At 63.9% G+C, this 11616-nt stretch carries 11 protein-coding genes; 5 read left to right on the top strand and 6 right to left on the bottom strand.

Annotation, left to right across the window (positions count from 1 at the left end; translation table 11 throughout):
- Positions 1–39: 39 nt before the first annotated feature.
- Both ACT6QG_RS06980 and ACT6QG_RS06975 read left to right on the top strand, forming a co-directional pair.
- Positions 40–1053: a ligase-associated DNA damage response exonuclease gene (locus tag ACT6QG_RS06980; protein WP_444976833.1), complete on the top strand. Its 1014-nt coding sequence runs from the start codon at positions 40–42 to the stop codon at positions 1051–1053.
- An 18-nt stretch (positions 1054–1071) separates the two neighbouring features.
- Positions 1072–1521 carry a DNA polymerase III subunit chi gene (locus ACT6QG_RS06975; RefSeq protein ID WP_444976832.1) on the top strand — a complete coding sequence of 150 codons (450 nt, stop codon included), beginning with the start codon at positions 1072–1074 and terminating at the stop codon, positions 1519–1521.
- Positions 1522–1616: 95 nt separating this feature from the next.
- Here the strand turns inward: ACT6QG_RS06975 and pyrC are convergent, their stop codons facing one another.
- Positions 1617–2666, bottom strand: a complete 1050-nt coding sequence (pyrC, locus tag ACT6QG_RS06970) for a dihydroorotase (RefSeq protein WP_444976831.1) — start codon at positions 2664–2666, stop codon at positions 1617–1619.
- A 223-nt stretch (positions 2667–2889) separates the two neighbouring features.
- Here pyrC and ACT6QG_RS06965 point away from each other — a divergent pair, with 223 nt between their 5' ends.
- A complete protein-coding gene (locus tag ACT6QG_RS06965) occupies positions 2890–3129 on the top strand; it encodes a hypothetical protein (protein ID WP_444976830.1) in 240 nt (79 codons plus the stop codon).
- 131 nt (positions 3130–3260) lie between these two features.
- Here ACT6QG_RS06965 and ACT6QG_RS06960 read toward each other — a convergent pair whose 3' ends face one another.
- A complete protein-coding gene (locus tag ACT6QG_RS06960; RefSeq protein ID WP_444976829.1) occupies positions 3261–3701 on the bottom strand; it encodes a hypothetical protein in 441 nt (146 codons plus the stop codon).
- 168 nt (positions 3702–3869) lie between these two features.
- Between ACT6QG_RS06960 and ACT6QG_RS06955 the strand changes: the two genes are divergently transcribed.
- The gene (locus ACT6QG_RS06955; protein WP_444976828.1) at positions 3870–5162 is read left to right on the top strand and encodes a lipopolysaccharide biosynthesis protein; all 1293 of its coding nucleotides are present in this window, start codon (positions 3870–3872) and stop codon (positions 5160–5162) included.
- Positions 5163–5446: 284 nt separating this feature from the next.
- On the top strand, positions 5447–7537 hold the full coding sequence (locus tag ACT6QG_RS06950; RefSeq protein ID WP_444976827.1) for an exopolysaccharide transport family protein: 2091 nt from the start codon (positions 5447–5449) through the stop codon (positions 7535–7537).
- 149 nt (positions 7538–7686) lie between these two features.
- Here the strand turns inward: ACT6QG_RS06950 and ACT6QG_RS06945 are convergent, their stop codons facing one another.
- The 4 genes from ACT6QG_RS06945 to uvrC form a co-directional block, all read right to left on the bottom strand.
- A complete protein-coding gene (locus ACT6QG_RS06945; RefSeq protein WP_444976826.1) occupies positions 7687–8157 on the bottom strand; it encodes a molybdenum cofactor biosynthesis protein MoaE in 471 nt (156 codons plus the stop codon).
- Positions 8158–8159: 2 nt separating this feature from the next.
- Complete coding sequence (moaD, locus tag ACT6QG_RS06940; RefSeq protein ID WP_444976825.1) at positions 8160–8411, bottom strand: molybdopterin converting factor subunit 1; 252 nt, start codon at positions 8409–8411, stop codon at positions 8160–8162.
- Entirely contained in the window at positions 8408–9049 is a 642-nt protein-coding gene (gene pgsA, locus ACT6QG_RS06935; protein WP_444976824.1) for a CDP-diacylglycerol--glycerol-3-phosphate 3-phosphatidyltransferase, read from the bottom strand. The genes moaD and pgsA overlap by 4 nt, the downstream gene beginning before the upstream one ends.
- Before the next feature lie 97 nt (positions 9050–9146).
- A complete protein-coding gene (uvrC, locus tag ACT6QG_RS06930) occupies positions 9147–11354 on the bottom strand; it encodes an excinuclease ABC subunit UvrC (protein ID WP_444976823.1) in 2208 nt (735 codons plus the stop codon).
- Between the last annotated feature and the right edge of the window lie 262 nt (positions 11355–11616).

The raw sequence follows: 11616 nt of genomic DNA, 5'->3' as shown, positions 1-11616 counted from the left end.
CCCCATATGTAGGGCACATGTTGTTGTGCGACCCTGCTGATGCGCCCTGAAGACCTGCTGCACCCCACCCCCAGGGGCCTTTATTGCCCTGTTGGCGATTTCCATGTGGACCCGGTGCGCGCGGTGGAGCGGGCCATCATCACCCATGCCCATTCAGACCATGCCCGCAAGGGGCATGCCCATGTGCTGGCCACACGCGAAACGCTGGACCTGATGGCCATTCGCCTCGGCCCGCATTTTGCCGGCCAGTCCCAGGCGCTCGGCTGGGGCGAGCATGTGGAGATCAATGGCGTGCGCATCAGCCTGCATCCGGCGGGGCATGTGCTGGGCAGTGCGCAGGTGAGGCTGGAATGGCGCGGGCTCACCATGGTGGTTTCCGGTGACTACAAGGATGTGCCGGACCCGACCTGCCCCGCCTTCACGCCACTGCCCTGCCATGTCTTCATCTCCGAAGCCACATTCGGCCTGCCCGTCTTCCATCACCCACCCCCCGGGCGCGAGGTGGCGCGCCTTCTGGATGCCGTGCGGCTGTTTCCGGAACGCACGCACATCATCGGGGCCTACTCGCTGGGCAAGGCGCAACGCATGATGACCCTGCTGCGCTCAGGCGGATATGACGCGCCTTTGCTGGTGCATGGCGCGCTGGAGCGCACCAGTGCCTATTACCAGGAGCAGGGTATCGGGCTGGGCCGGATCATCCCCCTGCCGGAGCAGGACCCGCAGGGCTTTGCCGGCCGCATCATTCTGGCGCCCCCCACGGCAATGCGGGACCAGTGGTTCAGCCGCTTTGGCGCACCTGTCGTCTGCCACGCCTCGGGCTGGATGCGGGTTCGGGCGCGCCAGCGTGGCGCCGGGCTGCCGCTGATCATCTCGGACCATGCCGACTGGTCCGGCCTCACCACCGCCATCCGCGCCACCGGCTGCGAGGAGCTGTGGGTGACGCATGGCGCGGAAGACGCGCTGCTGCACTGGGCCGGCACCTGCCAGCTGCGCGCCCGTGCGCTCGACACGATTTGCCCCCCGGAGTCGAATTCCAGCCCCGATGCTGTATAAGAGGGCCGCGGAGACATCATGACCGAGGTTCTGTTCTACCATCTGGAGCGCCGCCCGCTGGAAGCGGTGCTGCCAACCCTGCTCGAAAAATCACTGGAGCGGGGCTGGCGATGCGTGGTGCAATGCGCCTCTCCCGAACGGCGCGATGCGCTGGACACGCATCTGTGGACCTATTCGGACTCCAGCTTCCTGCCCCATGGCACGCAGGCCCAGCCCCGCCCGGAGCGCCAGCCGGTTCTGCTCACCACCATGCCGGACAATCCGAACAATGCCCAGATCCGCTTTCTGCTGGATGGCGTGCCGCTGGCCGATACCGCCACATATGTGCGGGTGGTGCATCTGTTTGATGGCCATGATGATGAGCAGGTCCAGGCCGCCCGCATGCGCTGGCGCGAGACCAAGGCGGAAGGCCACGAGATGACCTACTGGCAGCAGGATGAAAACGGCCGCTGGGTGCGCAAGGCCTGACAGGCCCGCCTGCATGCCCCCTCCCGAATGGTGCCGCACGAAAAAGCCCGCGCCGTTACCCGCGCGGGCCTTGTCCCTTCAGCCATCCGGAATGTTCAGCCGACCACCCGCCAATGCAGCGGGAAACCGGGGTCAAACACCGTCAGCTCGCCTTCAGGGGTGGGAATCTTGGCCGGATAGGCCACCGGCTCGCCCTTCTCCAGCGTGATGCGCTCCTCATTCGCCGGCAGGCGATAATAGGCCGGGCCATTCAGCGAGAGGAACGCCTCCAGCTTGTCCAGCGCGCCATCCTGATCAAACACCTCGGTGACGGCGGAAACCGCATTGGTGGCGCTGAAGCAGCCGGCGCAGCCGCAGGCGCTTTCCTTGGCATGGTCCAGATGCGGGGCGCTGTCTGAGCCGAAGAAGAAACGCGCATCACCCGAAACGGCCGCCCCGCGCACCGCAACACGGTGTTCTTCCCGCTTGGCCACCGGCAGGCAGTAATAATGCGGGCGGATGCCCCCCGCCAGAATGTGGTTCCGGTTGATGATGAGATGCTGCACGGTGATGGTCGCGCCCAGATTCCTCTCGGCCGCGCGCACATAATCCACCGCATCGCGGGTGGTGATATGCTCCATGATGACACGCAGGCCGGGCATTTCACGGCGCAGCGGGTCCAGCGTCCGGTCGATGAACACGGCCTCGCGGTCGAAGATGTCCACGTCCTTGTCCGTCACCTCGCCATGGATGCACAGGGGCAGGCCAATCTGCTCCATGACCTCCAGCACGGGGCGCACCTTCTTGAAATCGCGCACGCCCGAGGCGGAATTGGTGGTGGCGCCAGCCGGATACAGTTTCACGGCGGTGATGATTCCCGCCTCCGCCGCGGCCCGCACATCGGCCGGGTCTGTCTCCTCGGTCAGATAGAGCGTCATCAGCGGGGTGAAGCGCGCGCCTTCCGGCAAGGCGGCGCGAATGCGCTCCGCATAGGCGGCGGCATCAGCGCCGCGCACCACCGGCGGCACCAGATTCGGCATCACGATGGCGCGGGCAAAGTGGCGGGCGGTTTCGCCGACAACCGCCTTCATCATGTTTCCATCACGGAAATGCAGATGCCAGTCATCCGGGCGGCGAAGGGTGATGGTGGGGGCAGTGGCGGCCATCGGTCTATCCTCACATCTGCCGGGCAAGCCACAGGTTTCCCCGCCCTGCCCGCGCGCCCTGCTCTTACGCGAAGAGACGGGTAAACGACAATATCAATGCGCCATTCCCCTTCCCCGCGGCACACGCGCGAAAAGGTGAACGCCGCAAGGGCCAGCATGACTTCCCACAGGCGGGATAGGATGTTAAGAGTTAATATAAGAAAGCTTTGTCAGGACTCATGAAATGTCCCATATCCGCCTGTCTCTCCTGCTTCTCCTGGCTGCGTGCGTGGGCTTCATCGTCCTGTGTTATCCGGCCGCCAGCTTCTCCGTGCTTGCCGGCTCTCTGGTCGCCATCAGCACCAGTTCCACGCTGATTTTCTTCGGCCTGGTCACCATTCTTCTCTTCACGGGCACAAACCGGCGCTCCACCTATGTGGTGGAACAGGCAGAGCCGACCTTCGTGCGTCGCTCGCATGGCTAGATGAGGGGTGCGGGCAAGAGGGTCAGGTTGAAGCCACTCTCCTGCCGCCCTGTTCTGCATCCGTGAATCCGGACACCCCGCGCCACCGGTGCGGGATTTTTCATGTCTGGTCCACATTCCGGCAAGCGCGTTCAGATGCGGCGGCAGGTGTAGCTGGGCCAGTATTTCTTCTCATAATAGGGGCGCATTTCGATCTGCCGGTAGATCCGCCAGAGATTGTGGTTCGAGGGCGGACAAAGACGCAGCATCATGCTGGTGGGGTTACCCCTCCAGTTCAGCGGAGGGTGGATTTCCACAGTGATCCGGCCGGGCGCATAGTCGATCTCACGCCCCCACCACATGGGCGGCAGGGTCACACGCAGATAATCACGTATCGCCAGATGCGGATCGGTCGGAATATATTTGAGATAGGGCGGCAATGTCCGCTGATGGCTCAAATCATTGAGATCCCGCATCTCGATCTGTGCCAATGCAGGGGTGGCCCAGAACAGCCCCGCGCACAGAAAAAACACGGAGGCGGAAGCCGCCTGTCGCCGCCCCTCTCTTGCGATCAACCGGCGCGCATGCTTCATGGGAGCGAACATCCGGTGGCCCCGGCCCCCCTCCTGCCTGACGGTGGCTGGCGATGAAGCTTTGTTTTCCCCTTGCCCCGGCGGCAGTGCATTCATGTCCATCTTCCCCTGCTGGCTGCGCACATGAACCATGCCTGATCATGCCATTATGCCGGACCTTCTAACAGCATGAAGCGGAAACTCCAGATCGTCTCCGGTCTGCTCCTGACCAACTGGGCCTTCATGGCGGCCATGGTCGTGCGCGGAATAGAGCTGGTGGGCAAGCTTGGGCTCTATATGCTGGCCGCCCGCATCCTCGGCGCGTTCGAGGCTGGCCTGTTCTTCCTGTGCAATACCTGGGTCAGCGTCGGGGCGACGGTTGCGCGGGCCGGTTTCGAGAAGGCGGTGATGAGGCATATCGCCGCAGAGCTTGCGGTGGGGAACGGGCCGGAAGCCCGCGCGGCCCTGCTTCAGGGCACCTTGTGGACCCTGGTGGGGGGCATCCTTGTCAGCGCCCTCACCCTGCTGTTTGCCGAGCCGCTGGCCGATCATGTCTTCACTGAACATGCCCTCACCCGCCCGCTGATGATCGCGGCGGCATCCATTCTGCCGCAGACCCTGTGCATCTTCACCGCCCATGCGCTGACAGGCTTTGGCCGCGGAGTGGCCGGGCAGTTCGTGCAGAACGGGGTGTGGCCCATCCTCACCCTTGGTGCGCTGGCCATCGGAATTCATTCGCTGGATGGCATTCTTTACGCCTTCGCCTTCTCCAACCTGGCTGGCGCCATTCTTGGCGGAGTGCTGCTGGTGCGCGAGCGCCGGCGCTTCCAGAGCCGGCCTGCCGCAGACAGCCATGGCGAAACCCTGCCCACCCTGTGGCGCACGGCATGGCCGCTGGGGCTGGTGGAAATGGTGCAGGCCGCGCTGAATGCGATTCCGGTGCTGGTTCTTGCAACCTTCGCATCACCTCAGGTGGTGGGGGCATTTTCTGTCGCCAACCGCATCACGGTGCTGATCTGGGTCATCATCATCGCCATTTCCACCATTGCAGCCCCATCCTTTGCCGCCGCCCACCGCCGGGGCGACTGGGATGACCTGCGCATGCACAACCGCAAGGCCCGCATGGCCATCGCGCTGATCGGCGTGCCGGCAGTCATCGTCATGATGCTGGTGCCGGAATGGCTGCTGCATCTCATCGGCCCGGGGTTTGAAATCGCCGCCATGGCGCTGGTTGTCATGAGCGCGGGCCAGCTGGTCAACTGCCTTCTGCCCACGCAGGATGTGATGCTGGCCATGACCGGAAAGGGCGGTGTGCTGCGCTGGCTGAATGCCGCCCAGCTCGCAAGCTGCTGCATTCTGTGCGCCCTGCTCATCCCTCCCTTCGGCATGATGGGCGCGGCGGTGGCCACCGCCATCATCATTGCACAGGGGGCGATTGGCGCCACGCTTGCTGTCATCAGGCTGATGCCGCGGGCCTACTGATTCGCCGGGAGCCCCCCTGACCCTGCGAAAGCACAACCCGGCTACACCTTGATACCGCCCGGCACCTCATGCCAATGTATCGGCGTCCAATCGATGTGAAACAAGGTAAACGCATTAGCCAAGCGTATACGATTGCACGCTAGATTTGCTCACCAAATCATGCGTGAAGCCGAGTGGAAACTGTTCAGCGTCCGCCCGCTCGCGTCACCGCTCAGACAGCAAATGCCCGGAATATTGGGGCGTGGGGGATACGGATGCCGAACAAGGCGGTCCAGCTACAAGACATGTCTGCGACGGGGACGCCCGCAACGGAAGCGACACCCAGTTTCACCTTGCGCGATTTTCTGATCTTCGCTTTTTACCATATCCGTATCGTGGTCATCGCCGCGATGCTGCCGATCCTTGTCGGCATTATCGCCTCTCTCATTGTGAAGACCGAATATACCGCCAGCTCCAAACTGCTGGTCATCGTCAGCCGCGAGGTGTCCAACGAGCAGGGTGTGACCGACAGCGGCCCCTCCGTTCTCACCATCGAGGGCCTCAAGCAGGTTGAATCGGAAGTGCAGATGCTGGAAAGCGCGGAAGTCGTGCGCTCCACCATCGAGCAGGTGGGCATGGACAAGCTGTTTCCGTCCGGCCCGCTGACCTGGCTCTCCAACACGTTCAGCTCGCACCATGACATCATGGACAAGGCCATCGACCGGTTCCGCCGCAATCTGCATGCCGGCGTGATGGCGGATTCCAATGTGCTTGAGGTGAGCTACACCAATCCCAGCCGCGAAATCGCAGTCGAGACCACCAATGCGCTGGTGCAGAACTATCTCGCCATGCGCCGCAAGATCTTCGAGAACCCCACATCGCAGATCCTCAATGTCGAGGTGGAGCGCTTTCAGGCCGATCTGAAGCAGGTTGATGCCGATATCGAGGCGCTGAAGAACCGGGTGGGCGTGATCGATTTCCAGAATGACGCCATTCTGGCCTCCAACCAGCTCGACAGCATCCTCCAGCGCACCCGGCAGGTGGAAGAGCGCGAGGCGGCCCTGAACGCCCAGCTGGCCGAGGCCGAGAAGCAGCTCGCCGCCATGCCCCGCTCTGTCTTCGATTTCAGCCAGAAATCGGACTCCTCGAATGTGGACGATGCCGACAATCTGCTGGCCAAGCTGCTGGTGGAGCGAGACCGGCTTGTTGCGCAATATGCGCCGAGCAGCGTGCTGATCCAGCAGCATGACAAGAAGATCGCCACCGTTCGGAGCATGATCAAGAACCGTGGCGCCACGCCCTATTATACGGATCGCGCCTCGCGCAATCCGGCTATCGACTATACCGAAAATCTGGTGCTGAACCTGCGTGTCGAGCGGGACTCCATCCTGAACCAGAAGAAGGAGCTTGCCGCCCAGAGCGTGGCCGCAACCGAGCGGCTGGACATTCTGCGCAAGGCAGAGACCCGCCTCATCGAGCTTCAGCGCGCCCGTGAAACCCTCAGCGAAGGCTATCGCGAATATCTGCGCCGGGCCGTTGCCGCCAAGCTGGAGGAAGCCGCCTCGCGGACCCGTGAGTCCAATGTGCGCCTGATCCAGCCTGCCGGTTCCGATGTCAGCAAGCGTTCGCTTGCCCTGCCGCTTCTGGTGGGTGGCCTGTTTGGCGGGCTGCTGTTCGGCGGAGCCGCCGGTACCATTGCCTCCGTTCTGCGCTCCATCTTCATCGTCCCGCGTGAGGCCGAGCGCCTGCTGGACCTGCCGGATATCGTCACGCTGGATGCGGGGGCCGAAAGCGCCACGGGGCCGAAGGTCGAGCACGCCATCAGCAGTTGCGCGACCATGCTTCTGGATACGAGGGTGGATGACAGACCGCTACGGGTGGTCCACTTCCTTGCCTCGGAAAAGGATGACACCCTTGCATGGTTCGTCCATCGCCTCGCCGAAGAGCTGGCCATACAGCGCAAGATGCGCACGCTGGTGGTGGACCTGTGCTCCCCCTCCCCCTATCCCATCAATACGGGCAATGTGCAGGTGAAGGGCGGTCTCGCCATCACCCCCACTCCGGTGGAGATGCTGTGGTCCGCGGCGGATGTGGAGCGTTCTCCCCTGCTCAGCGTGCGCCTGCCGGTGGCCGAGGGCGCGGAGATGCTCTCCGTGCTGAAGGCGGAGTTCGACTTCATCATCATCTGCTCGGTGATGCAGGGGTCTTCCCTCATCAACCGCCGCCTCAGCCAGCTTTCCGATGGCACCGTCATTTCCGTGCATGCCGAGAAAACCCGCAAGATGGCGGCCGTGAACATGCGCGATACGGTGGAGGAAAGTGGCGGTGCCCTGCTGGGCCTTTCCTTCTTCGGCCGGCAATATTACCTGCCGCAGTGGCTGTATAAATATACCTGACCCGTCCACTGCCCCGCACAGGCCCTCGGCCCCAAGGGGATGTTCAGGACGCATGAGAACGAAAAGGGCCGCCTCAGGAGCGGCCCTTTTCAATTTGCATCAGCTGGTAACGGGAGCCCTGCCATGTGGTCCGTGCCGGAAGACGGGCCTCAGAGCCAGCGGGCGGCGGCCGCGTCATCCTTGTCCCGGGCCTCAACCCAGTCTCCACCATCCGCCCGCTCTTCCTTTTTCCAGAAGGGGGCGCTGGTCTTGAGCCAGTCCATCAGGAAAGCCGCGGCCTCAAAGGCCGCCTCCCGGTGGGCGGAGGCTGTCACCACCAGAACGATATGCTCACCCGGCGTGATGCGGCCATGGCGGTGGATGATGCTTGCCCCCTGCAGGGGCCAGCGGCCACGCGCCTCTTCGAGCAGGCGCTGCATCTCCTCCTCCGCCATGCCGGGATAATGCTCCAGCACCAGTGCGGAAAGGGGCGCGCCATCAGCGGCAATATCGGCCCGGCACAGACCGGTGAAGGTCACCACCGCCCCCACATCCGTGCGCCCGGCGGAAAGGCGCGCGCTTTCAGCCGCCATGTCGAAGGGTTCAGCCTGAACGCGCACGCTGAAGGCTGCCTCGCTCATATTCAGCCCCCGGTCATGGGCGGGAAGAAGGCGATTTCCCTTGCCCCCGCAATGGGTGCATCCGGCTTCACATGCCGGCGGTCGATCGCCGCGCGCACCACCTGCGGCTTTTCAAAAGCATGGGCATGGGCCTCATCGCGCCCGGCCAGCCATGCCGCCAGATCCGCCACGGTGATGACATGGGCCGGCGGGTCCACCTCTTCCTGCTCGCATCCCACGCGCTCACGCAGCCATGCGAAATAGAGAATTTTCATGTCTCTTCTTCCACCAGATGGCGCGCACCCGCGCGGAAATAGTCATAGCCCGTATAAAGAGTGAGCACGGCCGCGATCCACAGCAGCGTGATGCCCAGCAGATTGATGCCCGGCAGGAGCTGCTCGCCCGCCTGCCCTGTGAGCAGCACACCCACCGCAATGAGCTGCACCGTGGTTTTCCACTTCGCCAGACGGGAAACCGGCACGGAGACACGCAGCTCCGCCAGAAACTCCCGCAGGCCGGAGACCAGAATCTCCCGGCACAGAATGACCACCGCCGCCCAGAGGGACCAGCCGCGAATGGTGCCATCGGAGGCCAGCATCAGCAGGCAGGTGGAGACCAGCAGCTTGTCCGCAATAGGATCCAGCATCCGCCCGATGGCCGATTGCTGCTGCCATGCACGCGCCAGATAGCCATCGAAGAAATCCGTGATGGCGGCGATGACATAAATGGCCACGGCCACCCAGCGCAGCCACAACCCGCCCTGCAGGATATCAGACCAGAACAGGCAGGCGGCCACCATCGGCACGGCAATGCAGCGCGCATAGGTGAGCAGATTCGGCAGGGAAAAGGCATGCCCCCGCCTGATCCGCCGGGGCTCAGGTTTTGGGGTGATGCGCGTCGCTGCGTCGGACATGAGTTCTCTTCAAGCGGGCAGGACGCGGATGGGCGTCCGGGTTGATCCGATTCCAGCCTTGCACAATGCCTGCGAAAGCCCGCGGGGTCGAGCCTTGTCAGGCGGAAGGGCGCTCGTGAAAGTAGTCATACACTGCCTTTGCGGTCGCGGCATTAATGCCGCTGACCTGTTCCAGATCCGCAAGTGCGGCGTTTTCAATCGCCTTGAGTGTGCCGAAATGGCGCAACAGGGCCCGTTTCCGGGTGGGCCCCACACCGGGAATGGCCTGAAGCCCGGCTTCTGTCATGTCCTTCTTGCGCCGTGCCCGGTGCGAACCGATGGCGAAGCGGTGGGCTTCATCGCGCAGGCGCTGGATGAAATAGAGAACGGGATCACGCGGCTCCATGCGGAAAGGCGCACGCCCGGGCAGGAAGAACTGCTCGCGCCCGGCTTCCCGGTCCAGCCCCTTGGCGATTCCCACCAGAGGCACATCCCGGATGCCCAGCTCATCAAGCACCTGACGCGCCGCATTCAGCTGGCCCAGCCCGCCATCGATCAGCACCAGATCGGGCCAGGGCGAATCCTCAGCCTCACCGGGAAGGGACGGCCCCTCCTCTTCCTCGGATGACAGACCGACATCCGGCACATCGGCGCTCCCCGGTCCGGCCCCCTCTTCAGCCAGAGGCTGGGCGGCGCAGACCCCCTCCGCATCATCCGGCACGGCCTCATCCTCCGCGCCCGCCTCATCCGCGCGCGGCGCCTCCTTCAGCAGGCGGGCGAAACGGCGGCGCAACACCTCGCGCATCATGCCGAAGTCATCGCCGGGGGTGATGTCCGTGGATTTGATGTTGAACTTCCGATACTGCGATTTGCGGAACCCTTCCGGCCCGGCCACGATCATGCCGCCCACCGCATTGGTGCCCATGATGTGGGAATTGTCATAGACCTCGATCCGGCGCGGGGGGGCAGACAGGCCGAAGGCTTTCGCCACCCCTTCCAGCAGGCGGGTCTGGGTGGCCGTTTCCGCCAGGGTGCGGCCCAGCGCCTCGCGTGCATTCTGCAAGGCATGGTCCACCAGATCGCGCTTCTCCCCGCGTTGCGGAACCGCAATCTCCACCCTGAAGCCGGCCTTTTCGGAAAGCGCCTCGGCAATCAGCGCCTGTTCCTCCACCTTGTGGGAGAGCAGGATCAGGCGGGGCGCGGGCTTGTCCTCATAAAACTGCGAGAGGAAGGCACCCAGCACCTCGGCCTCATCCAGAGAGCGGTCGGCGCGGGGATAATAGGCGCGGTTGCCCCAGTTCTGCCCGGTGCGGAAGAAGAACACCTCGATACAGGTGGCGCCCCCCTCCTGATGGCAGGCGAGCACGTCTGCCTCCTCCACCGAGCGGGGATTGATGCCCTGCGTGCCCTGAATGGCCGAAAGCGCGGCGAGTCGATCGCGCAGGCGGGCGGCGCGCTCGAACTCCAGCTCCTCCGCAGCGGCCTCCATGTCCCGCGCCAGCTCATCCTTGATGGCGCGGGAGCGACCGGAGAGAAAGGCGCGCGCCTCCCGCACCAGGGCCGCATAATCCTCCGTGCCGATCTCTCCCGTGCAGGGGCCGGAGCAGCGCTTGATCTGGAACAGCAGGCAGGGGCGGGAGCGATTCTCGAAATAGCTGTCGGAGCAGGAGCGCAGCAGGAAGGCCCGTTCCAGCGCATTGATGGTGCGATCCACCGCCCACACGCTGGCGAAGGGGCCATAATAGTCCCCCGGCCGGTTGCGGGCGCCGCGATGCTTGGCGATCTGCGGCGCAGCATGGTCGGCGGTGATGAGGATATAGGGAAAAGACTTGTCATCCCGCAGCAGCACGTTGAAACGCGGCTTGAGCTGCTTGATGAGGTTTGCCTCCAGCAGCAGCGCCTCCGCCTCCGTGCGGGTGGAAACGAACTCCATGCTGGCGGTGGCGGCGATCATGCGGGCGATGCGGTTGGTGTGCCCCACCGGCCGCGTATAGCTGGTGACGCGCTTTTTGATGCTCTTGGCCTTGCCCACATAGAGCACGGTGCCATCCGGCCCCAGCATGCGATAGACCCCCGGCCCGGAAGGCGCATGCCGCACCGCGCGGATGATGGCGGCGCGCCCGTTGGCCAGCGGGCTTGCCCCCTCCTCCCCTTCCGGCACGGTTTCCAGCAGGTTCATCTCCGCTTCCGCCGGGCCGGGCAGAATCTCCCCCACATCAGATATGGCGACTTCCGCAGGGCCATCCGGGTGGCGGGAGCTGCCGGGCATGGTGCTGGTCACGTTTTTCAGTCTGTCAGGGGGGCTGGAAGGAGGTGTCGCGCTCATGCGTGCAACTTAAGGAGTGAATGCGGCAAGAGCCAGAGGCCGGCCCCTGCGCGCTGTTGACCTTTTCTTAACCCTGATGCCGCCGCCCCTCCACAGCCATCCACAGCAGCGCCGGGGAGAAAGGGACGAAACTCCTCACAGTTTATATGAATTTCAATGCGTTAAAGGATTAACGCTTCATTCATCATGCCTCGTGACGGCGGCGGCTGGCAGGAATTCGGCAAGATTCATCCGCCATGATCACGCACATACCAGACCACAG

This window comes from Haloleucobacter ellipsoideus, from assembly GCF_052491725.1.
This window is presented reverse-complemented; position numbering and strand designations above follow the sequence as displayed.

Excerpts from the sequence above, each read along its gene's own strand:
- ACT6QG_RS06975 (WP_444976832.1), top strand. The coding sequence starts at position 1,072 with ATGACCGAGGTTCTGTTCTACCATCTGGAGCGCCGCCCGCTGGAAGCG.
- ACT6QG_RS06945 (WP_444976826.1), bottom strand. The coding sequence starts at position 8,157 with ATGAGCGAGGCAGCCTTCAGCGTGCGCGTTCAGGCTGAACCCTTCGAC.
- pyrC (WP_444976831.1), bottom strand. The coding sequence starts at position 2,666 with ATGGCCGCCACTGCCCCCACCATCACCCTTCGCCGCCCGGATGACTGG.
- ACT6QG_RS06980 (WP_444976833.1), top strand. The coding sequence starts at position 40 with ATGCGCCCTGAAGACCTGCTGCACCCCACCCCCAGGGGCCTTTATTGC.
- uvrC (WP_444976823.1), bottom strand. The coding sequence starts at position 11,354 with ATGAGCGCGACACCTCCTTCCAGCCCCCCTGACAGACTGAAAAACGTG.
- moaD (WP_444976825.1), bottom strand. The coding sequence starts at position 8,411 with ATGAAAATTCTCTATTTCGCATGGCTGCGTGAGCGCGTGGGATGCGAG.
- ACT6QG_RS06955 (WP_444976828.1), top strand. The coding sequence starts at position 3,870 with ATGAAGCGGAAACTCCAGATCGTCTCCGGTCTGCTCCTGACCAACTGG.
- ACT6QG_RS06960 (WP_444976829.1), bottom strand. The coding sequence starts at position 3,701 with ATGAAGCATGCGCGCCGGTTGATCGCAAGAGAGGGGCGGCGACAGGCG.
- ACT6QG_RS06950 (WP_444976827.1), top strand. The coding sequence starts at position 5,447 with ATGTCTGCGACGGGGACGCCCGCAACGGAAGCGACACCCAGTTTCACC.
- pgsA (WP_444976824.1), bottom strand. The coding sequence starts at position 9,049 with ATGTCCGACGCAGCGACGCGCATCACCCCAAAACCTGAGCCCCGGCGG.
- ACT6QG_RS06965 (WP_444976830.1), top strand. The coding sequence starts at position 2,890 with ATGTCCCATATCCGCCTGTCTCTCCTGCTTCTCCTGGCTGCGTGCGTG.